The 21,606-nt window shown below is 58.3% G+C and carries 20 protein-coding genes; 13 read left to right on the forward strand and 7 right to left on the reverse strand.

Features of this window, described 5'->3' with window-relative positions; translation table 11 throughout:
• Positions 1-89 precede the first annotated feature (89 nt).
• Positions 90-539: a hypothetical protein gene (locus GC127_RS01315; RefSeq protein WP_217524469.1), complete on the reverse strand. Its 450-nt coding sequence runs from the start codon at positions 537-539 to the stop codon at positions 90-92.
• A gap of 67 nt (positions 540-606) precedes the next feature.
• Here GC127_RS01315 and GC127_RS01320 point away from each other — a divergent pair, with 67 nt between their 5' ends.
• A complete protein-coding gene (locus GC127_RS01320; protein ID WP_199861161.1) occupies positions 607-1,212 on the forward strand; it encodes a Crp/Fnr family transcriptional regulator in 606 nt (201 codons plus the stop codon).
• 40 nt (positions 1,213-1,252) lie between these two features.
• On the opposite strand, the gene GC127_RS01325 is transcribed toward GC127_RS01320, so the two are convergent.
• The 3 genes from GC127_RS01325 to GC127_RS01335 are packed head-to-tail and all read right to left on the reverse strand — an operon-like array spanning position 1,253 to position 4,697.
• On the reverse strand, positions 1,253-1,717 hold the full coding sequence (locus GC127_RS01325; RefSeq protein ID WP_151976272.1) for a cytochrome c: 465 nt from the start codon (positions 1,715-1,717) through the stop codon (positions 1,253-1,255).
• Positions 1,714-4,161 (reverse strand): heavy metal translocating P-type ATPase, encoded by a 2,448-nt coding sequence (locus GC127_RS01330; RefSeq protein ID WP_151976270.1) that lies wholly within the window; start codon positions 4,159-4,161, stop codon positions 1,714-1,716. Before GC127_RS01330 ends, GC127_RS01325 begins: the two co-directional genes overlap by 4 nt.
• 59 nt (positions 4,162-4,220) lie before the next feature.
• Positions 4,221-4,697, reverse strand: a complete 477-nt coding sequence (locus tag GC127_RS01335) for a DUF305 domain-containing protein (protein ID WP_151976268.1) — start codon at positions 4,695-4,697, stop codon at positions 4,221-4,223.
• Positions 4,698-4,929: 232 nt separating this feature from the next.
• Here GC127_RS01335 and GC127_RS01340 point away from each other — a divergent pair, with 232 nt between their 5' ends.
• From GC127_RS01340 to GC127_RS01375, 8 genes are all read left to right on the forward strand, one after another.
• Positions 4,930-5,337: a hypothetical protein gene (locus GC127_RS01340; RefSeq protein WP_151976266.1), complete on the forward strand. Its 408-nt coding sequence runs from the start codon at positions 4,930-4,932 to the stop codon at positions 5,335-5,337.
• 90 nt (positions 5,338-5,427) lie between these two features.
• Complete coding sequence (locus tag GC127_RS01345) at positions 5,428-7,638, forward strand: efflux RND transporter periplasmic adaptor subunit (RefSeq protein ID WP_151976264.1); 2,211 nt, start codon at positions 5,428-5,430, stop codon at positions 7,636-7,638.
• Entirely contained in the window at positions 7,635-10,814 is a 3,180-nt protein-coding gene (locus GC127_RS01350; protein WP_151976262.1) for an efflux RND transporter permease subunit, read from the forward strand. The genes GC127_RS01345 and GC127_RS01350 overlap by 4 nt, the downstream gene beginning before the upstream one ends.
• Positions 10,815-10,849: 35 nt before the next feature.
• Positions 10,850-11,209: a copper-binding protein gene (locus GC127_RS01355; protein WP_151976260.1), complete on the forward strand. Its 360-nt coding sequence runs from the start codon at positions 10,850-10,852 to the stop codon at positions 11,207-11,209.
• Positions 11,210-11,279: 70 nt separating this feature from the next.
• Positions 11,280-11,639: a copper resistance CopC family protein gene (locus tag GC127_RS01360; RefSeq protein ID WP_151976258.1), complete on the forward strand. Its 360-nt coding sequence runs from the start codon at positions 11,280-11,282 to the stop codon at positions 11,637-11,639.
• A 6-nt stretch (positions 11,640-11,645) separates the two neighbouring features.
• Positions 11,646-12,596: a copper resistance D family protein gene (locus GC127_RS01365; RefSeq protein ID WP_151976256.1), complete on the forward strand. Its 951-nt coding sequence runs from the start codon at positions 11,646-11,648 to the stop codon at positions 12,594-12,596.
• A 32-nt stretch (positions 12,597-12,628) separates the two neighbouring features.
• Positions 12,629-13,984, forward strand: a complete 1,356-nt coding sequence (locus GC127_RS01370) for a multicopper oxidase family protein (RefSeq protein ID WP_368372778.1) — start codon at positions 12,629-12,631, stop codon at positions 13,982-13,984.
• 40 nt (positions 13,985-14,024) lie between these two features.
• Complete coding sequence (locus GC127_RS01375) at positions 14,025-14,474, forward strand: DUF411 domain-containing protein (RefSeq protein WP_151976252.1); 450 nt, start codon at positions 14,025-14,027, stop codon at positions 14,472-14,474.
• A 494-nt stretch (positions 14,475-14,968) separates the two neighbouring features.
• Here the strand turns inward: GC127_RS01375 and GC127_RS01380 are convergent, their stop codons facing one another.
• Complete coding sequence (locus tag GC127_RS01380; protein ID WP_254699966.1) at positions 14,969-15,499, reverse strand: GIY-YIG nuclease family protein; 531 nt, start codon at positions 15,497-15,499, stop codon at positions 14,969-14,971.
• 357 nt (positions 15,500-15,856) lie between these two features.
• Here GC127_RS01380 and GC127_RS01385 point away from each other — a divergent pair, with 357 nt between their 5' ends.
• Both GC127_RS01385 and GC127_RS01390 read left to right on the forward strand, forming a co-directional pair.
• The gene (locus GC127_RS01385; protein WP_151976250.1) at positions 15,857-16,882 is read left to right on the forward strand and encodes a tyrosine-type recombinase/integrase; all 1,026 of its coding nucleotides are present in this window, start codon (positions 15,857-15,859) and stop codon (positions 16,880-16,882) included.
• A 648-nt stretch (positions 16,883-17,530) separates the two neighbouring features.
• The gene (locus tag GC127_RS01390; protein ID WP_151976248.1) at positions 17,531-18,415 is read left to right on the forward strand and encodes a recombinase family protein; all 885 of its coding nucleotides are present in this window, start codon (positions 17,531-17,533) and stop codon (positions 18,413-18,415) included.
• Between the two features lie 78 nt (positions 18,416-18,493).
• Here GC127_RS01390 and GC127_RS01395 read toward each other — a convergent pair whose 3' ends face one another.
• Positions 18,494-18,889, reverse strand: coding sequence for a PIN domain-containing protein (locus GC127_RS01395; RefSeq protein WP_151976246.1), 396 nt, complete (start codon positions 18,887-18,889; stop codon positions 18,494-18,496).
• Entirely contained in the window at positions 18,879-19,106 is a 228-nt protein-coding gene (locus tag GC127_RS01400) for an AbrB/MazE/SpoVT family DNA-binding domain-containing protein (protein ID WP_018065893.1), read from the reverse strand. Before GC127_RS01400 ends, GC127_RS01395 begins: the two co-directional genes overlap by 11 nt.
• A gap of 215 nt (positions 19,107-19,321) precedes the next feature.
• On the opposite strand from GC127_RS01400, the gene repA reads away from it, so the two are divergent.
• Both repA and repB read left to right on the forward strand, forming a co-directional pair.
• A complete protein-coding gene (gene repA, locus GC127_RS01405; protein ID WP_151976244.1) occupies positions 19,322-20,506 on the forward strand; it encodes a plasmid partitioning protein RepA in 1,185 nt (394 codons plus the stop codon).
• The gene (gene repB / locus GC127_RS01410; RefSeq protein ID WP_151976242.1) at positions 20,506-21,513 is read left to right on the forward strand and encodes a plasmid partitioning protein RepB; all 1,008 of its coding nucleotides are present in this window, start codon (positions 20,506-20,508) and stop codon (positions 21,511-21,513) included. Before repA ends, repB begins: the two co-directional genes overlap by 1 nt.
• Positions 21,514-21,606: the final 93 nt, after the last annotated feature.

The following is a 21,606-nucleotide window of genomic DNA, read 5'->3' on the forward strand; positions in this document are numbered from 1 at the left end:
AGAGCCGCTGACCGCAAAATTGCGCGACCGCTGAACATCAGGCCAGCCAGAGACTGGGGAACGTGAAGATGTTCTCTGAAAGTTCCCCCTTAGCGTGGTTCTACGAAGAAACCTTCCGATGGGGCCTTGGAAACGACAGTCGATGACCAACCGGTTTCACTCGCAAGCACGGGACCATGCGCGGGGACCATGCGGGATGCGGCTTCCCCCGGACGGCCCGACTGCGATATTGTCATTCGAAGGCCATTCGGTATCTCTTCCGTTTCAACGCTCGCGCCCAGAATTAGCTGGGTCATGTCGACCAAGTGAACGCGCAAGGCGTCGATATCAACGCGCTCCCAATCGGTGTCCGGGTCTTGCGCCAATATTTTCACAATCTCGCTAATTGCGGCAAAAGAGGCATCGCCCGGTTCCGTTGGCATGGTCGTGGTCGAATGCATGCTTCCATGATTTTGATGATCACTGTGCTGGGCTGACGTCGTACTCGCCGTCGCAAGCGTCCAAGTCAGGATAAGGCAAGGGAGGTAAAGAACTTTCACAGGAGTTTCCTTTCTTGGTTGGGATGATAGGTAGCGTCGAGCGCTCTATGCGAATATGATTATGGTCATGTCGACTGTCGATTTTTTTGCTGAACTGAACCATAATTGCGCACCGGCCAAAGCAAGGCGGGTGATGCTGAACGCTGGTGAAGTCCTATTTCGCCAAGGAGAAACGAGCCCGGGTTTCATGAAGGTGCATGAAGGCCGGATTGATCTGGTCAGGTGGTCCGAGACGGGGCGTTCGATACGCATTCACGCGGCAGGGCAGGGCGAAACCTTCGCTGAAGCATCCCTTTTTGCTGAATCCTGCCATTGCGACGCTGTCGCACGCGCACCAGCCGCAGTCGATCTATTGCCTCGGAAGGCCGTTCTGGATGCTTTGGCGACGTCACCTGACCTCGCACAGCGCTTTGCTGCTTATTTGTCAAAGTCGCTGATGCAGTCCCGGCGATTGCTCGAACTGAGGGCAACCAAGCCTTTGACCGAGGGCATTATCGCGAGGCTTATTGAGGTGGTGGATGAGAATGATGATTTGCCCGAAGACGTTCCGCTTCTTTCATTGGCGCAGGATTTGGATGTGACTGCACCGGCACTTTACAGGGCACTCGCCAGACTTGAGAAACAAGGGCGGGTGATCAGGCCGGCACGCGGGCGTGTGCGCCTTGTCTCATAGCGGCTTAGTCTTGCAATACGATTCTGGCGGTCAACGCACGTCAATTGCTTTTGCTGTCCTGCGCGGTGACTTGCGCTTGGTGGCCGCGCTCACGATCGGGCCATTGGGTTTTGATCCATGCCAGCACGTCTTGAAGCTCATCTTCTGAGTACATTTCGCCAAAACCAGGCATGTTGCTTTCATATCCATTTCCGACCACGGCTGCAGTGCCCAAAGCGGTGATTTGAAGCAGCAATCGATCTGGATGGTGCCATGTGTGACCGGTTTCGTCATGCGGTGGTGCAGGTAGACGTCCATCTGGTCCCGGCGATTTCCAATTCGGTTGCCCTTCTAGATTTGCGCCATGACATGAAGCACATGCCTCCGCATAGACCGCTTCACCGCGCGCAAGGTTCGGCAGATAGTCTCCACTGGTGACAGAGGTCTTCGGACCTGCGTCAAAGAAAAAGAATGCAACCATACCCGCCAGTGCAGTCGCGATTCCGATTGAGACGACCAGCTTCATAATTTGATACCCCGCAGTCTCAGCGAGTTGCCGATCACGGATACCGACGACAGGCTCATTGCCGCCGCAGCAATCATGGGTGACAGAAGCACGCCAAAAACTGGGAACAGGATGCCCGCTGCAATCGGGACGCCCGCCGTGTTGTAGATGAAAGCGAAAAACAGGTTCTGGCGGATATTGCGCATCGTGGCTTGCGCCAGAACCCGCGCACGCACGATGCCGCCGAGGTCGCCCTTCAGCAGGGTGACGCCAGCGCTCTCCACCGCAACATCCGCGCCTGTGCCCATTGCGATGCCGACATCCGCCGCCGCAAGGGCGGGCGCGTCGTTCACGCCATCCCCAGCCATGGCAACCGAATATCCCTTCGCTTTCAGTTCCGAGATCAGATCCGCCTTGTCTGCGGGCGAGACATCGGCACGCACTTCGTCTATCGAGAGGTCTCGTGCGACGGCGTCGGCAGTGCCTTGGCTGTCTCCGGTCGCCATGATGATCTTGAGACCGGCCGCATGCAGATCACGAATGGCCGCAGGTGTCGTGTCTTTGATCCGATCGGCAACTGCGACAATTCCGGCAAGTTTAGCGTCTGCAGCCAGGAGCATGGCGGTTTTTCCGCTGTTCTGAAAGGCAGCCAGTTGGTCTTTGACAGCAGAGATGTCGACCCGAAGGTCTTCCATCAGTGCCGTATTGCCAAGGGCGACTTCGGTTTCGTCAATTCTGCCGCGGACACCTTTGCCAGTGACCGCACTGAAATCCGCAAGGTCCAGCTTATTGGCCCCGCGGTCCTCAGCGCCTTTCAGGATAGCCTCGGCAAGAGGGTGCTCTGATCCGCGTTCAAGAGCCGCTGCATAACCCAACACCTCTTCCTCTGTCTGATCGCCCAAGGCGACAACATCTGTCAGAGTCGGCTTTCCTTCCGTCAACGTGCCTGTCTTGTCGAGCACGAGAACATCAACCTTTGCAAATCGTTCCAGCGCCTCTGCGTCTCGGATCAGGACACCTGCCTGAGCGCCCCGTCCAGTTGCCACCATAATCGACATCGGTGTGGCTAGCCCGAGGGCACAGGGGCAAGCGATGATCAGAACGCTGACGGCAGCGACAACTGCATAGCCAAGTGCTGGTGTTGGGCCGAAGACCATCCACACAACGAAGGCCAGCACTGCAATGCCGATGACGATCGGCACGAAGTAGCCTGCCACTCGGTCTGCCATCGCCTGGATCGGCGCGCGCGAACGCTGAGCACTCGCAACCATCGCAACGATCCTTGAAAGCACCGTATCGCTGCCAACGGCCTCCGCTGTCATCACGAACGAGCCGGTCTTGTTCAGGGTACCGCCCGTGACCGCGTCTCCCGCAGCCTTCTCGACCGGCACAGGTTCCCCGGTGAGCATGCTTTCATCAACTGATGATCGGCCTTCGTGTACAATACCATCCACGGGCACAGCTTCACCGGGCCGCACCCGTAGCTTGTCGCCTGTGACCACGTCATCAAGTGCTACATCTTCGTCGCCAGCATCCGTTACGCGTCGCGCCGTCTTGGGAGCCAAATCCATGAGTGCGCGGATCGCGTCACCGGTCCGTTCTCTGGCCGTCAACTCCATCACCTGCCCGACCAAGACAAGGATAAGGATCACTGCCGCAGCCTCGAAGTAGAGAGGCGGACCGTGATCGCCGGATAGATTGGCCGGGAAAATACCCGGTGCAAGGAGAGAAACGATACTGAAGACATAGGCGGCCCCTGTGCCAATCGCGATCAGCGTCCACATGTTGAGATTGCCGGTCACGATCGACGACCAGCCACGCTTGAAGAATGGGAGCGCGATCCAGAGGACAACCGGTGAAGCGAGCAGGAACTGAAGCCAGCGGACGGTTTCAGCGCCGAACCACCCAGCCCACGGAATGCCGATCATCCCGCCCATTTCAAGCGCCAGGACGGCCAGCGCCAATGGTCCTCCGATCCAGAGCCTGCGTCGAAAGTCGACCAATTCGGGGTTTGGTCCTGCATCAGCTGTGGGCATCATCGGCTCGAGTGCCATGCCGCATATCGGACAGTCACCCGGGCCTTCCTGAACTATCTGAGGGTCCATCGGGCAGGTGTACATGGTGCCTTCCGGCATCGGCTCACTCTCGGCACGATCCCCCAGATAGTCGTTGGGAGCTTCATCGAACTTGTGCTGGCAGCGTTCCGAGCAGAAATAGAAACGATCACCCGCATGTTTTGACAGAAACTGCGCTGTCGCCCGCGTGACGGTCATCCCACAAACGGGATCGGTCGCCTCGATATACGCCTCGGGATCTTTGACGAACTTGTCCCTGCATCCGTCGTGGCAGAAATGATAGACATGCCCATCATGCTCCAGACGCGGTTTGTCCGCGTCCGCGTCGACTGTCATTCCGCATACGGGATCGCGCGTGATGATTTTCTCTGCGAGTGCTGTCTCCGACATTCTCAGGTCCTCCATAGACGCAACATAGTCCTTCCAGTGACTGGAAGGTCAAGGCCGCCTTATCGCCCATCTATTTCCGGCGTCGCGGGCGGTCCTCCCTGAAGGTCAGCGATCAAGGCATTCATTTCCGCAATCTCGAGGCGTTGCGCTTCAACGATGTCTTGGGCAAGTCGCTGCACTCGTGGGTCAGAGATTTCCGCGCGCTCACTGGTCAAGATCGCAATGGAGTGGTGCGGAATCATCGCCCGCATCCAAGACACATCCTGAACGGTTGTCTGTGATCGCAGTAAGAAGAGCGATACGGCAAAGACAACCACGCTCGATCCGATGATGGCGTAGTTGAACGCTTTCTTTTTATACATGCCCCACATGAAAAGCAGCATTATGACTGCCATCACCGCACCCATATAAAGCGCCATATACGTCCGTGTTTCGCTGAACTGGATGTGTCCCAACGCGTATGTATTCAGATACATTAACCCGAACATTACGACCGTCGATGTGACGATCATTGCTAGAAATCGCGAGTAACTCATTGTCATTCTCCAAATTGCAGCCTTTGAAAACAAACAACATTCCTACGGTGGAAGGTTCCAAACAAAAAAGGAAATCGATGACAAGTTGGATGCGGCAGACCTTGAAAGCGTTTCGTGTGAACGATCAATCAGCTTTTATTTGCAAGGCCTTGGCGTTCGCAGATCTTCGCTGATCAGCCCGTTCACGCTGATCTGACTTGCATTTCGGTCGTGAACACTGGATGACCTCTGCATGACATGGCTGAATGAAAGATTCGGGATCGGGTCGGTTTTGCGACCGATGGGGCTTTTGCTCCTGATCTTGGTGTTCGTTTTTCAGCTCATATCGCCTTCTGCACATGCCGCTGCCTCTATGTTCGATAGTCAGGCGCACCACCAAGTCATGTCGGGTGCAGAGAGTGACTGTCCGATGCACTTGGCAAAGATGGCGTACACTGCCGAAACCGCCCAAGAAAATGGTGTGTCACAGGAGAAGTGTGCGCACTGCGTGCTTTCAATGTGCTGCTTTCACATGACGTTCCCGTCATCGGAAATCCTCGCTGCGGGCATGCTTTTGCCCGATGCCACATTGCTGGATTGCGGCAGGCTTATGACTTCCAGCGTCAGCTCCTCAAAAGATCGACCCCCAAGAAACCTCTGATTGATTTCCGAACCGTGGCCGCATCCTGCGACTGCGCGACTGCAATTGATTAGAAACAGTTCCGTTGTCGGAACTGGGGTCGAGGCAACAATGCGTGGACGATATTCAGCCCTGAGCATTCTGGCGCTTGCCGCCGGGGTTGCTGGTGGCATCTATCTGGAAAGACTGTACTTCAATCCTTCGGACATGGCCGGGTCGACGGGGCCAGAAATCCTCTATTGGGTTGCTCCGATGGATGCCAATTTCCGGCAGCCGGGTCCCGGCAAATCCCCCATGGGAATGGATTTGGTGCCAGTCTTTGCAGGTGAGGAGCCCTCCGGCGATCCGTCCGAGGTGACGCTGTCAGCGGCCGAGATCAATGCGATCGGTGTCCGCACCGCGATTGCGCAGACCGCCGAGATTTCGCAGCGGATCGAGACGGTGGGTTTTGTGGGCTATGACGAACACCTGACAAGCCATGTGCACACCCGCGTCGAGGGCTGGATCGAGGCGTTGAACGTCCGCGCCGTCGGTGATCCGGTGCGCAAGGGCGACGTCCTTTTCGAAATGTTCTCGCCCCAGATCGGCTCTGCCAGCAGCGATCTGGTGCGCGCGGTTGAAGATGGCGACCCCCGCATCCTCGAAGCCGCCCGCAGCAGTTTGCGGAGCCTCGGCATGTCGGACGACCAGATCGCCCGGATCGAAGCCGAAGGTGTGCTTGCGCGTAACATTGAGGTTTTGGCCCCGCAGGACGGGGTGGTCATCTCCCTCGAGGCAGCAGATGGGATGTTCCTGCAACCTGGTGTTCGCGCCGTCTCTTTGACCGACCTCAGTGCCGTCTGGCTGATCGTCGATGTCTTCGAACGAGACATCGCGCGCATGACGGATGATATGCGCGCGGTCGCGCGGTTCGAGCACTTGCACGGACGCACCTTCGAGGGCGTGGTCGATTACGTCTATCCCGAGCTTGATGCCGAGACCCGCACGCTGCCCGTGCGCCTGCGGTTCGACAATTCCGAAGGGCTGCTCAGGCCCAACATGTTCGGCAATGTCAGCTTGATCCCGAACGAGACCCGCATGGCGCTGACGGTTCCGACCGAGGCGATCATTCGCACAGGCGCTGCCGAACGCGTCATTTTGAAAACCGGAGAGGGCACGTTTAAGCCCCGCCTGATCACAACGGGCTTGCGGGACAATTTCGGCGGGGGCGGCCGGACGGAAGTTGTTCAGGGCCTGGCACCCGGTGAAGAAGTCGTGGCCTCCGCTCAGTTTCTGATCGACAGCGAGAGCGCGTTGAGCGCCGGTCTGATGCGCATGGCACCGACTGATGAGGCTCCCGCGCGCGGGACGGGCGAGTTGATTGCGCTCGACATCGATAACCGCAGCGCCACGATCAGACATGCGGCACTAGACGCGCTGGATTGGCCTGCGATGACATCGGATTTTCCGCTGCGCGCCGATATTCCGCTGGGTCGGTTGGAACCGGGTCAGCAGGTGGCGTTCCGCGCGGCACGCGGTGCGGACGGGTTGCTCAGCCTGATCGAGCTTGGCAGCGATGATGGCATTGCCGCAACAGGCACAGGAACTGTCATGGCCGTCACGGCGGATGGCAAACTGACGCTATCTCATGATCCGATCCCGGAATTGGGGTGGCCTTCCATGCAGATGGACATGCCAGTCGCAGGGTTCGACGTGGCAGAGGTGCCGCTCGATGAGCCCGTCGAGTTCGATCTGTCCAAAGGGGAGGATGGGCTCTTCACAATCGTCGCAGTGCGCGGCGACGGGATGATGAGCAAAAACCAGATGAGCACACCCGAACCGGTGGAAGCGGCAACAGAAGATGCCGCGGTCCCGCCGATTGTGGTGTCTGGAACCATCGAGAGCGTTGATCAAGAGACCCGCATGGCCACCATCGCGCACGGACCAATTGTCGAGATCGGGATGCCCGGCATGACCATGGGCTTCGCCATGGACGCGGGGCTTGATCCTGGGGCGTTGATCACCGGGCAGGAGATGACCCTGACCTTCGCCCGCCCGGATGGCATGACAATGATCCTTGCCTCGGCCGAACCGATTGTCCCGCCGATGGAAGTGTCAGGCACGATCAACGCCCTTGATGCAGCGGCGGGTATGGCCAACATCACCCACGGCCCGATGATGGAGATCGGGATGCCGGGGATGACGATGGACTTCGCCATTGATCCGTCAGTTGATGTCTCGCGCCTGCCGGAGGGAGATGAGGTTACGCTTCTGCTCAAGCGCAACGCGGACTTCTCATTGACGCTTGTTGGCGTGGCTGCGGCACCCGAGGTGATCCAATGATCCCGGCCATCATTCGCGCTTCGATCGCGAATCGCGTGATCATTCTGGCCCTCGCGGTCATGATCGCCGTTGCAGGCATCTGGGCGATCCGGGAAACCCCCGTCGACGCCATTCCGGACCTGTCGGATGTGCAGGTGATCGTCAAAACGCCCTATCCGGGGCAGGCGCCGCAGGTGGTCGAAGACCAGATCACCTATCCGATTGCAACTGCCATGCTTGCCGTGCCGGGGGCGAGCGACGTGCGCGGGTTTTCATTCTTCGGCGACAGCTATGTCTATGTGGTTTTCGAGGACGGAACCGATCTTTATTGGGCGCGCACGCGGGTTTTGGAATACCTTGGCCAGATCGCTGCCGATCTGCCCGAGGGTGTCTCACCCCAGCTTGGACCGGATGCGACGGGCGTGGGTTGGATCTACCAATACGCGCTCATCGACCGCACCGGTGGCCATGATCTGGCCGAGTTGCGCACGCTTCAGGACTGGTTCCTGAAGTACGAGCTGCAAACTGTCGACGGCGTGTCCGAGGTCGCCACCATCGGTGGCATGGTCAAGCAATACCAAGTCGTCGTCGATCCCAACAAGCTGCGCGCCTATGACGTGACACTTGCCCAGATCCGCAACGCCATTCAGGGCGCCAACCGCGAGACAGGCGGTAGCGTGATCGAGATGGGCGAGGCCGAATTCATGGTCCGCTCCACGGGCTACGTCGATGAACTGGCCGATCTGGCCAAGGCGCCGTTGATGGTGAATGCGCGCGGTGCGGCAATCACTTTGGCCGATGTCGCCGACATTCGCCTTGGTCCTGAAATGCGACGTGGTGTGGGCGAGTTCAACGGCGAGGGTGACGCCGTCGGCGGCGTGGTGATCCTGCGCTGGGGCGGCAATGCGCTGGCCACGATCAAGGCCGTGGAAACCCGCATCGAAGAGCTACGCTCCAGCCTGCCCGAAGGGGTCGAGATCGTCACCACCTACAACCGCGCAGGCGTGATCGAGCGCGCAATCGAGAACCTGCAAAAGAAACTGACCGAGGAATTCATCGTCGTCATTTTGGTCTGTGCGGCTTTCCTTTTGCACATCCGGTCATCGTTGGTGATCCTGCTGTCGCTCCCGCTTGGCATCTTTGCGGCCTTTATCATCATGAAGCTGCAAGGGGTGAACGCCAATATCATGTCGCTGGGCGGCATTGCCATTGCCATCGGCGCCATGGTGGACGCCGCGATCGTCATGATCGAGGCGATGCACCGGCGGATCGAAAAGGAGAAACTGACGAACGAAAATCGTTGGCGCATCGTCAGTGAATGTGCCTCAGAGGTTGGGCCCGCCCTATTCTATTCGCTTGCGATCATCACGGTCAGCTTCCTGCCGGTGTTCGTGTTGGAAAGCCAGGAAGGGCGGCTCTTCAAACCGCTTGCCTTCACCAAGACCTACGCAATGGCCGCCGCTGCGATCCTGTCGATCACGCTGGTGCCGGTGTTGATGGGATACTTCGTGCGCGGGCGCATTCTGCCTGAACGAAAGAACCCGCTGAACCGGATCGTGATCTGGATTTACCGCCCGTTTTTGGACGCCGCCGTGGCGTGGCCATGGGCCACGACGCTGCTGGCGGGCGCACTTGTCGCCTCGATGATGTGGCCGCTTCAGCGTATCGGAACCGAATTCATGCCCGAACTGAACGAGGGCGATTTCCTCTATATGCCATCGCTCTATCCCGGTGTGTCTATCGGCAAGGCGCGCGAGGTCTTGCAACAGACGGACCGCCTGATTGCGACGGTGCCCGAGGTTCTGACCGTGCATGGCAAGCTGGGCCGGGCGGACACCGCCACCGATCCCGCGCCGTTGACGATGATCGAGACCACCATTCAGCTCAGACCCGAGGACGAGTGGCGCCCCGGCATGACGATGGAGATGATCCGCAACGAGCTTGATCGTGTGGTACAGATCCCCGGCGTTACCAATGTCTGGATTCAACCGATCAAGAACCGGATCGACATGCTGGCGACCGGCATAAAGACACCCGTGGGCGTCAAGATATCCGGCGCAGACCTCAGTGTGATCGAACAGATCGGGATCGAGGTAGAGCGCGTGGTGGCCGACATTGATGGTACGGCATCGGCCTACGCTGAACGCCCCATTGGCGGGCGTTTTGTTGAGATCAACGTCGATCGCGATGCCGCTGCCCGCTACATGATGTCTGTCCGCGACATTCAGGATGTTGTGCAGACTGCCATCGGCGGCATGCAGGTGTCGGAGTCGGTCGAAGGGCTGGAGCGTTTCCCCATTAATCTGCGTTACCCCCAAGAATGGCGCAACAGCCCCGAACGGTTGCGCGATCTGCCCGTGGTAACCCCATCGGGAGCGCACATTCCGCTCGGCAGCCTTGCCGAAATCAAGGTTGTCGATGGACCTGCCATGATCCGCTCTGAGAACGCCCGACGCACAGGCTTTGTCTTTATCGACATCGCGGGGCGTGATCTGGGGGGATATGTAAATGAAGCCCGTGCGCTTGTCGCCGATCAGGTCACACTGCCAACGGGTTATTCGATAACATGGTCCGGCCAGTACGAATATATCGAACGCATGCAGGAACGGCTCAAGCTCGTAGCCCCGGCAACACTTCTAATTATCACCCTGATGCTGTTCATGGCCTTCAATCGGGTGATCGAAGTGGGGATTATTCTTGCCGCGTTACCCGTCGCCTTGGCCGGAGGCGTCTGGTTCTTGTGGTATCTCAGCTTTGATATCTCGGTTGCGGTTCTGGTGGGCTTTATCGCGCTGGCTGGCGTGGCGGTCGAAACGGCCATCGTGATGCTGCTGTATCTCAATCTGGCATGGGAAAAACGCAAGAAAGAAGCCGCGACTGAGCGGCGCGAAATGACCTCGCTAGATGTGGAAGAGGTTGTTTTTGAAGGCGCGCTCCTGCGCGTCCGTCCCAAAGTCATGACAGTTGCAACGATCTTCGCAGCACTCATTCCGATCATGTACGGCACCGGAACTGGTTCCGAGATCATGCAGCGGATTGCGGCTCCGATGATCGGTGGCATGGCGACCGCGACCCTTCTGACGCTCTTTGTCATTCCGTCGATCTTCGTGATCTGGAAAAGGCTGGCCCTCAAACGGGTCAACAAAGAATTGCTGCAACCAGCTCAAGACGCCGCAGCACCTGTACCGGCAGAATAGGACCTGCCAATCACCCCAACCTGAAAGGACTACCGATGAAAACTCTCTCTCTTGCCCTCTCTGTTCTCGTTCTGAGCGCGCCACTGGCGTTTGCGCAAATGAACCACTCGGACATGAACCACTCGGACATGGACCATTCGAACATGCCGATGAGTGACGAAATGATGGAAGGTGCTGTGCATACCAGGGCGGTGGTGAATTCCATCGGCGAAGGCACTGCCAATGTTAGTCACGAACCCATCCCTGAAATCGGCTGGCCCGCCATGACGATGGATTTGGCGATGATGCCCGACGCGGAAATGATGGGCGAAATTGCGGCCGGAGATTCCGTCACGCTGATGCTGATCAAGGGCGACGACGGCATGTATGCAATTGGCGCGATGATGCCTGAATAAGGCGGCGACGGCTGGCCGGAGACCTTGTTTCCGGTCAGCGTTTTTCGAACCCGGGGCTCAGGAGAAAAATATGAAACCTGCCATTTACCTTGCCGTGATCGCAGCACTTTCACTGGCGTTCGCACTTCCAAGCGCAGATGCGCATTCGAAGAAAGAGGCAACAGAGCCTACAGATGGGGCTGTTCTGGAGACATCTCCACCGACAATTTCAATGCGCTTTGACATGCCAATGCGCGTCACTCTGATCTCTCTCACCGATCAGGACGGGGCTGCGCATGATGTGACGCGCAGCGACAATATGCAGCCTGTCAGTGAATTCAGTGCCGCGCCGCCCGCGCTGCCGGCTGGGCAATACAAGGTCGACTGGCGAGGATTGGCAGCCGATGGTCATCCAATGCAGGGAACGTTCAGTTTTGAAATCTCGAATTGAGACCCGATGCTGAGCGCCCTCGCTTCGGCTGATTTGCTCACTTGGCTGTCCATTTGTGTAAAGGCGCTTGTCTACGCGACGGCCTTGATCGCGATGGGCAGCATATTGAGTATGCTTACGCTCCGCCGTCTTCCCGCACCCGAAGTGCAAGCGCTTCGCCGGTTGTCGGTCCTCTGCGCCATTGGGGCAGCTCTTTTGTCCCTAATGCGACTTCCGCTGCGTGCGAGTTTTCTGATGGGCGGCACATGGCAAGGCGCAGCTGATCCGATGATGCTGACGATGGTTTCGGAAAGCCCCCTGGGCTCCAGCATCGCTTTGCGGCTTGTCGGACTGGCCTTGATTTGTGCGATCCTGCTGCCCGCACGTCTCGGGCGACCGCTCGCGGTCTTCGGTGTCCTTGTCGTGGCGGCATCTTTCGTATTTCGCGGCCATGCGCTGGAAGAACCACGCTTTTTGCTTGCCGCACTCATCTCGCTCCATATCCTGGGCTTGGCGTTCTGGATTGGGGCCTTCACGCCGCTCTACCGCCTTTCGGGGGCGGACACGGCCAGTGTCGCCGGGCAGGTCAGCCACGATTTTGGCCGGATTGCCATCTGGGTCGTTGGTGCGTTGACCTTGGCGGGGGGAGTTACCCTATGGCTGCTAACTGGCAACGTACTAGATGCGTTTTTTACCTCCTACGGGCAGTTTTTTGCAATCAAGCTGGGCGTTTTTCTCGGCATCATTGGCTTTGCCGCATGGAACAAGTTGCGCCTGACGCCTGCCTTGCTTCGGCAAGAGCCGGGTGCCAGCGCGCATCTGCGTCGGAGCATTCAAATGGAATCGGTGCTTGTGGCATTGATCCTTATGACAACAGCAATCTTGACCACGATCAGCGCGCCCGAAGCGACAAACCAAATCGGTAGTGCGGCCGCCAGCGGTCAGACCACAGAAACGAACAGAGGGGGTTTCTTATGAAAACGATCACACGTCGGAGGTTTGGAGGTGGGATGGTTGCGGCATTGGCGGCAACTGGCTTTCGTTCGACAGCTCTACAGGCTGGAACGCCGCCAGACCTGATCGCGCGTGAAGGCGTGCTTCAACTTGCGCCCGCGAACTACCCTGAAACACAGGTGTGGGGCTACAACGGAGCGGTTCCGGGTCCTATGATCAGGCTGCCGCAAGGCGCCCGAATGACGCGCCGATTTCAAAATGAACTCCCGCAGCCGAGCACCATCCACTGGCATGGGATCCGCATCGACAACGCGATGGATGGCGTCCCCGGTCTGACACAAGACGTCGTCGAACCTGGAGCGACATTTCTCTATGACTTCGTTGTGCCAGATGCCGGAACTTATTGGTATCATCCCCACAATCGGTCTTATGAGCAGATGGCGCGGGGGCTATCCGGGGCGCTGGTCGTCGAAGAGGCCGAGGGAGGCCCCGAAGTCGATAACGATGAGGTGCTTTTAATTGATGACTGGCGTCTCGCGGAGGATGCCCAGATCGCGGGCGGTTTCGGTGATATGCACGATTGGGCGCATGCCGGTCGGATTGGGAACTGGATCACTGTGAACGGATTGGGCGACTGGCGGAAACCTGTTCAGCAGCACAGTCGTCATCGTTTGCGTCTTGTGAACACCGCAAATGCGCGGATTTTCTCGCTTGAGGCTCAAGGTTTTGCCGGATGGATTGTTGCTCTGGACGGCATGCCGCTTGATGCGCCACAACCGTTGGATCGCCTGACACTGGCGCCGGCGCAACGGGCGGATATCATTGTTGACGTGACGGCGAGCGTTGGCGAGGAAGCTTTCCTTATCAGCTTTGAGCGTGACGGCGGTTATGCAATCGCGACATTTGACGTCACAGCGGTTGCCCGATCCGAACGTCTGGACGCTCCGTCACCCCTGCCACCCAACCCGGTGCCGCAGCTTGGCCCTTTGGAGACTGCCAGAAGGGCAGCCCTTCTGATGGAAGGCGGGGCCATGGGACGTATGGGTGGTGCCATGATGGGCGGACAGATGATGGGCATGCGCGAGATGGCCGGCGCCGGTAAAGTCTGGGCCTTCAACGGCATGGCCGACATGCCGGATGAGCCTTTGGTTGCGGCTGATCGGGGCGAAACCGTTTGGATCGACATCACCAACGATACGGCCTGGCCCCACGCGATGCATCTTCATGGTCATCACTTCCGCCAGATCGCCACGAATGGGACGGCAGGTCCGCTGCGTGACACGCTTCTTATAGACCGAGGCGAGACCGCGCAGATCGCCTTTGTTGCCGACAATCCCGGAGATTGGCTTTTGCATTGCCACATGCTGGAGCATTCTGCAGGCGGAATGATGACATGGCTGCGCGTGGCTTGAACCGATTAGCGCCAGAATAAAACACTAAAGGAGAAATCCAATGAACCGTAGAAACTTCCTAATGATCGCCGCTGGCTCAGCACTTGCCGCTGGTCCGGTCTTTGCCGCAACGCCAAGCATGAAAGTGCTCAAATCCCCGACTTGCGGATGCTGCTCGGCATGGATCGCCCACGTTGAATCCGCCGGGATTAACGTCGATGCGCAAGACATCACGCAAGATGCCTTGTGGGCCGCCAAGGACAATGCAGGGATAACACCCGAGCTTAGCTCCTGTCACACAGGGTTCATAGAAGGGTACGTCATCGAGGGCCATGTCCCGGCGGCTGACATCCAACGCCTGTTGGCTGAGCGTCCAGATGCCGTTGGCCTGACCGTTCCCGGAATGCCGATCGGCTCGCCCGGCATGGAGATGGGGGACCAGCGCGATGCTTTCGAAACGCTACTTGTACTGCATGGTGGAGAGACCATTGTGTTTGAGCGCCATTCGTAGGTCTAACCACCTAAGTCACTTGCTTTGATCGCCACTTCACATGGCGTGGCGGTCAGCTATGGGACAGAAGTTTGGATTATGGCTCGAAGTCGGAACGATTAGCAGACTCTCTTACCGGATCAAGACCATTACCAATGAAGGTCAGCAATTCATCTTGAAAGGCCGCAACGCGCGCTTAAGCATCCGTACACGCATGCGCAGCGAAATTACGCTTTCTCTGAGACGTGCGCCTTGTCAAATCCATAAGCGAAGGTAGGTATTAGCCGGATTAAATAACATAAACTTCATTATGCGAATCTATCATGTACGCGGGTGCGCGCTACCCCCGACTGCGACTCTTGTTAGAAAACAAAAGGCGCAAGATAGAAGGTTGGCGGTACGCTGGGGTGCCGGTGAACGTGATGGCGCTCGACCATATTCCGCGAGTTCAAGCGCAATCCTTCTCCGATCCATGCATCCCGCTGGTCGAGGTGCCATAGAGTGTCACGCAGCATCTATTGCGGCATCTCCCCCGAAATCCGTTTGAGTTCGGCAGCGCGGGGATCATAGCGATAGCTCGTTATTGTGCCATCCCTGATCTTTTCAACAGCGTCGTTGATGACGAAGATGGGTACGAGGAACCATTCTCGTGGGACCACAGGCCTTCCAAAGCGATCCATGATTTCGATCTCGAGCCGTGCGGGTTCGAAAATGCGATGGATCAGGTTCTCCAGTTTTGTTCGGTTGATGTTGTAGAGTTCATAAGTCGCAACCACCTCGACGTTCGCCATCAGAAACGTCGGCTGCAAGTGCGCGCCAGCAATCCGCTTATCAACGCTCATATTGGTGACGCCGATCTTATGCACGAGTTCCCGGTTTGCCGTGACGAGTGGATGATCGGATTTGCTGCGAAGAACATAAATGATCCCGCTCGCCTCATCACCGTCGAGTGTCTGATCGGAAAAAAGTGGCCCTGCCGAAGGATCGGTGATCCGCCGTCCGGCGTCGTCCTTGTTCAACGCGCGCTGAAGCGAGCGCATCAGCATGTTGCTCTCGGTCCCGTTGTCGAAAATCACCCGCAGACGCGCATCCGTGCGACCTTGCTCGTTGGATGTCCGATAAGTTTGCATTATCGGACATAAAAGAATATGCTCAGCGCCATGTCAGAAAACCCCGAGAAATCTGTTGTCGGATGACCGGAATTCACGAGATTCAAGCACTTCCCCGAAAAACGAACCGGGGTTCATGAGATTCTGGAGCGGTATTGATGAGACTGGACGAGTCGGAATTCATGAGACTGTAAGCAATAACCGGCGGCTTCGGTCCGCCGGCGCGCGTCATCACCGATCTGAGTGTGATCGCGCTTGCCTAGAGAACACAAACGTCGAGAGAGAGGCCCAGCCATGAACGACGAAGAAACTTCTATTGCTCTACCCTCCCATGTGGCTGGCTCCGGCAATCTAGATCGCTTGGTCGATACGGCGCGGGATTATGCGCGCGCCGCAGCTTCCGAAAATACATTGAAGGCTTATACGAAGGACTGGGCGCATTTTGCGCGCTGGTGCCGGATGAAGGGCGCAGACACCCTGCCCCCTTCTCCGGAGATGATCGGGCTCTACCTTGCGGATCTGGCGTCCGGGTCGGGGCCCTCCCCTGCCCTCTCGGTTTCAACCATTGAACGGCGCCTGTCGGGGCTTGGGTGGACCTATGCGCAGCGCGGGGTCACCCTTGATCGCAAGAACCGTCACATCGCGACTGTGCTGGCCGGGATCAAACGCAGGCATGCGCGTCCGCCGGTCCAGAAGGAGGCAATCCTGGCCGAGGACATCCTCGCGATGGTTGCCTCCCTGCCCTTCGACCTCCGTGGGCTGCGGGATCGGGCAATCTTGCTCTTGGGCTATGCGGGCGGATTGCGGCGTTCCGAGATTGTCAGCCTCGACGTCAACAAGGACGACACGCCGGACTCGGGTGGCTGGGTTGAGGTCTTCGACGGCGGCGCCCTGCTCACCCTCAATGCCAAGACCGGATGGCGCGAGGTTGAGGTCGGGCGTGGCTCAAGCGGCCAGACCTGTCCCGTCCACGCGCTTGAGCAATGGCTACACTTTGCGAAGATCGACTTTGGGCCGGTCTTCGTGCGCACCTCGCGGGACGGCAAGCGTGCCCTCGAGTCCCGCCTTTCCGACAAGCACATAGCGCGACTGATCAAGGCAACCGTTATGAAGAGTGGCATCAGATCCGATTTGCCGGAAGCCAAACGGTTGGCAATGTTCTCGGGGCATTCCTTGCGTGCCGGGCTCGCCTCGTCGGCAGAGGTTGATGAGCGCTATGTTCAAAAGCAACTCGGACATGCGTCGGCCGAGATGACCCGGCGCTATCAGCGCAGGCGCGACAGGTTCCGGGTGAACCTGACCAAAGCCGCAGGGCTGTGAAGCTCAGGATTCTTGACCCATTGGTGAAGCGCTAAGGTGAAATTCCAGCGCTTCAGTTTCAGCTTACTGCTTCAATTGAAATCGGGAACTAAACGCGACAACCAAAGATCGTCCTCAGACGACTGTTCCACCTCCTCAGCGTCGAGGAAGAGAACGTCCGATTCATCATGCAACGCAGGCGCTTGAGGCTTCATATGTGCAAAATACTGGAATTCTGCACGTTACCCAAGGGTTTTGTCAGAGTACGCCCGCGCTCCTTATATAGCACGCGCGGGTGATGGTCGGCGAGGGCTCTCTAGTCGCGCTCAGCCTATGGAAACCAAGGGTTTTCCGTTGAGCAAGGCCACAGAGAGCGCCATTGCATTCGTTTACAAACGGTCGTTTAATAACGGTATATGAAATTGCAAACGGCTGATTTTCATGCCCCTGATAGGCTATGCGCGCGTATCCACAGAGGATCAGACCCCCCTGCCCCAGTCTGAGGCNTATATAGCACGCGCGGGTGATGGTCGGCGAGGGCTCTCTAGTCGCGCTCAGCCTATGGAAACCAAGGGTTTTCCGTTGAGCAAGGCCACAGAGAGCGCCATTGCATTCGTTTACAAACGGTCGTTTAGTAGCGATACCGAAAACTGTAAAAAGCGTGTTTTGATGCCCCTGATAGGTTATGCTCGGGTCTCGACCGAGGATCAGACCCCCCTGCCCCAGTCGCAGGCCCTGAAATCTGCGGGCTGCGCCGAGATCCATGAAGAACAGGCCTCGGGCGGCAATCGTGCGCGGCCTGTGCTTGCGCGGGTATTGGAGCGCATCGGCAAAGGCGACACGCTGGTCGTGGTGCGCATCGACCGCCTCGCGCGATCCCTGTCGCATCTGCTGGAGGTGATCGAGCGGCTGGAGGCCAAGGGTGCGTTCTTTCGCTCGATCCAGGACCCGATCGACACCGGATGCCCGCAGGGCAAGTTCACGCTTCAGATTCTGGGCGCCGCGGCCGAATTTGAGCGCGCCCTGATCCGGGAACGCACCAAGGCCGGCCTCGCCAGCGCGCGCACAAAGGGCCGCGTGGGCGGGAACCCTGGGCTGCGGGCCAAAGACCCAGCCGCTCTTCGCAAGGTGCGGCTGGCGCGGCAGGACGGCTACATGGAACGGCTAAACGAGACGGCACAGGACTGGGTGCCCCATGTGCGCCGGTTGCGCCCCGACCTGGCTTGGGAAGACGTGGTGCGCATCATCAACGGCCCCCTGCCCGACGCGCGTCGCTGGACCCAAAGCCGTCTCTTGCGCGCTGTGAAGGCCTATGTTCGCGACGGCTTCCTGCCTGCCGAGGTGCTGGCCCGCGCCGGGCGCTGCGAAACCGACGACCGTCTGCCCGCCATCGTCGCCGGCATCAAGGGTGCGGATCCCGACATCACGCTTCAGGCGATCTGCACCCGGCTGCAAGCGATGCGCGAGCGCACGCCACGCGGGCGGACAAGCTGGCAGCCCTCGTCGGTAAAGATGCTGTTGGAGCGGGCCGAGAGGCTGGGGCTGCTTGAGTAGCCAAACAACCTTGCAAATCCTCTGCGCCATGGAAGGATTACAAGGCTACGGCCAGCGCCATGCTCAGAAGCTGTCCGTTCATGCGAACGGGTTCACGATCCTCAGCCTGCTTTCCACAAGCAGGCCATTCTGCATGTCCTCGCTCCACAGCGTCGTACATCCCGCGACCAAAGCGCTGGCCACGATCATCGCATCGTAGATTGAGAAGCCGTAGCGTTCCGCCAAGGCACGGCCGACGTCATGGGTCTGCACAGTTAGATCTTCGACGGGACACAAGGCGCGTACGCCTTCGAGAAATGCCGCTGCTTCCTCCCAACTGAGGCCAGCCTTGCGGCGGCAGTTCACCAGCGCCTCGTTCAGGACCTGAACGCTGATCCGGGGCCCCTGTCCCAGGATTGCCTCGGCTCGATCGGCCTTCAGGCCTTCGTCGAGCAGGTAAAGAACGACATTTGTGTCCGCGAATTCAGCGCTCATGCGCGTCGTCGCGGCTCAGGCGTTCCGCAGCGGGCAGCTTGCCCCGGAAGCGGCGCAGACCCGTCAGCACCTCGTCCGCGCGAGCAAGGCGACGGACTCTGACCTGGCCGTCGTCCTTGACCAGATCGATCTGGTCGCCTTCCTTGAGGCCAAGTTCCCGGACAAGCTCTGCGGGCAAGCGGACGGCCAGCGAGTTACCCCATTTTGCGACCTGCATCGTGGCCCCCTGCGTGGATATACGTGCTGGAATATATATCAAACTGGTTGCATGGGCAAGCTTGCCATCGAACCCAAGCTGCTCTTGTGCGTCACGCAGCGCATGACACCAGATTTAGAAAGAGCTTGCGCGAATCTGATCCCTCGGGCAATAGTCACGGAAAAGGGCGACTAAACGCCACGATCCGTGAACACGATGCGGACGAGTGAGGGCAGATGAGCAGAGCAGATACCCACGAAGACCTGAACGCCGTGATCCGTCAGCACTCTGCGTTGCTGGCGGCACAACTGCATTCGCAGCGCGAGAGCCTCTTCCCACCTGACGCATCCAAGTCTATGCGCAAGTTCACCTCTGGGGAAGCCGCTGCGCTGCTGAGTGTCAACGATTCATACCTCAGAAAGCTGCATCTTGATGGCAAGGGGCCTTCGCCTGAGATCACTTCGGGGAACCGCAGGCACTATTCGGCTGAAGACATCCAGAACCTGCGGGTTCTGTTGGAAAAAACAGCTCGGAAGCCCGGCGACTATTTGCCTGGTCGCCGCGCAGGTGACCATCTTCAGATCATCGGCGTGATGAATTTCAAGGGCGGCAGCGGGAAAACGACCTCGTCTGCACATCTCGCTCAACGGTTGGCCCTTAAAGGTTACCGTGTTCTAGCGATCGACCTTGATCCGCAGGCCTCACTGACAGCCTTGCATGGGGTTCAGCCTGAATTTGACCTGCTGGATGGCGGCACGCTCTATGATGCGATCCGTTATGATGACCCGGTTCCGATCGCAGAGGTTATCCGCAAGACATACATCCCGAACCTAGATTTGATTCCCGGTAATCTCGAACTCATGGAGTTCGAGCACGAAACACCGCGGGCGCTTGCCAAGGGCAATGCCGGCTTGTTCTTTTTCAGGGTGAAGGAAGCACTGGCACAGGTCGATGAGCAGTACGACGTCGTCGTGATCGACTGCCCGCCGCAGCTTGGGTTCCTGACCATGTCCGCTTTGTCGGCCGCGACGGGCGTCCTCGTGACGATCCATCCCGAGATGCTCGACGTGATGTCAATGAGCCAGTTTCTCAGAATGACGGCCGACCTGATGGACGTCATCGCCGACAGTGGGGCCGACATGTCGCATGACTGGATGCGATATCTGTTGACCCGCTACGAGCCAACAGACGCGCCTCAGAACCGAATCGTTGCGTTCTTGCGCACGATGTATGGCGACAAGGTCCTGAACGCACCCATGCTCAAATCGACTGCGATATCTGACGCGGGACTGACCAAGCAAACGCTCTACGAGGTCGAGCGGAGCGCCTTTACCCGTACGACCTATGATCGGGCCATTGAAAGCTTGAACGCGGTCAATGACGAGATCGCCCAGCTCATACAAAAGACTTGGGGGCGCTGATGACCGACAGCAAAAAGAAGCGCATGTCCATGCTCGACAGTCTCGCAACAGCGGGGACGCCGCCTGTGGCTGGAAGCATGATGTCGAGCAATCGAGCGCTGCGCTCTGCGCGTGATGCCGTTGATGCGCATCATGTTTGGGATCTAGATCCAGCCGAGATCGAAGACGAGCGGTATTCCGATCGCCTCGATCCCAAGGATGTCCACGATCTGCGCGTGTCGATAGAGCAAAACGGGCAGACGGTCCCCATCCTCGTTCGGCGCCACCCCACCGAGAGCAACCGCTATCTGCTCGTCTATGGCCGCAGGCGTCTTGAGGCAATCCGTGCCTCTGACAAGGTGAGCAAGGTCCGCGCGCTCATTGCGAATATGGATGATACGGCGGCGCTTCGCGCCCAAGTTTCGGAAAACACCGGCAGACGTGACCTAAGCTACATCGAACGCGCACTTTTCGCCCAAGAACTGCTCGATAGTGGCTTTGGCTCCCAAGCGCAGATTGCCGAAGTGTTGAATGTGACTCGTTCTGCAGTATCGATGTCGATCTCAGTTGCCAAGGCGATCGGCACGGCTTTGGCCCAGGCAATCGGACCAGCTCATGGTGTCGGCCGTCCCAGGTGGGAGGCAATGGCGAAGGAACTTGCCGATAACCAGATCGGTATCGATGACCTTTGCCGAGTTGCTGTTGATGTTCGTGCAACTGCAGCCGCGAGCGAACACGCCGACGAGGAGACTCAGGTTGATCCTTCGGTGGCGGCTTTTGAGGCCGTTGCACGGCAGGTCAAAAAGAATGTTGGCCAAGGATCGGAGAACGGGGCGCTCGGCAAGAAGCCGAGATCAAAGACCACTGCCCTTGTGATTGATGGCACGCCCGTGGGCGCCATCAAGAGATCTGGCCGGGCGCTTCGCTTGGACCTGACGGATGTGGATGATGCCTTTGCGGAGTGGCTTGATGCCCGCGCGCAGGACGTCCTCGAAGATCTTCATGATCGCTGGAGACGCGAGACATGAAGAGAGGCAGAGCAGCAACAAAAAGGAGGCACGTTACAGGCTAAAGAAAAGGTCCCGCAAAGCTTGCGCTCCACGAGACCCCAACTTTGATCT

This window comes from Roseovarius sp. EC-HK134, from assembly GCF_902498815.1.
GTDB classification, from domain to species: domain Bacteria; phylum Pseudomonadota; class Alphaproteobacteria; order Rhodobacterales; family Rhodobacteraceae; genus Roseovarius; species Roseovarius mucosus_A.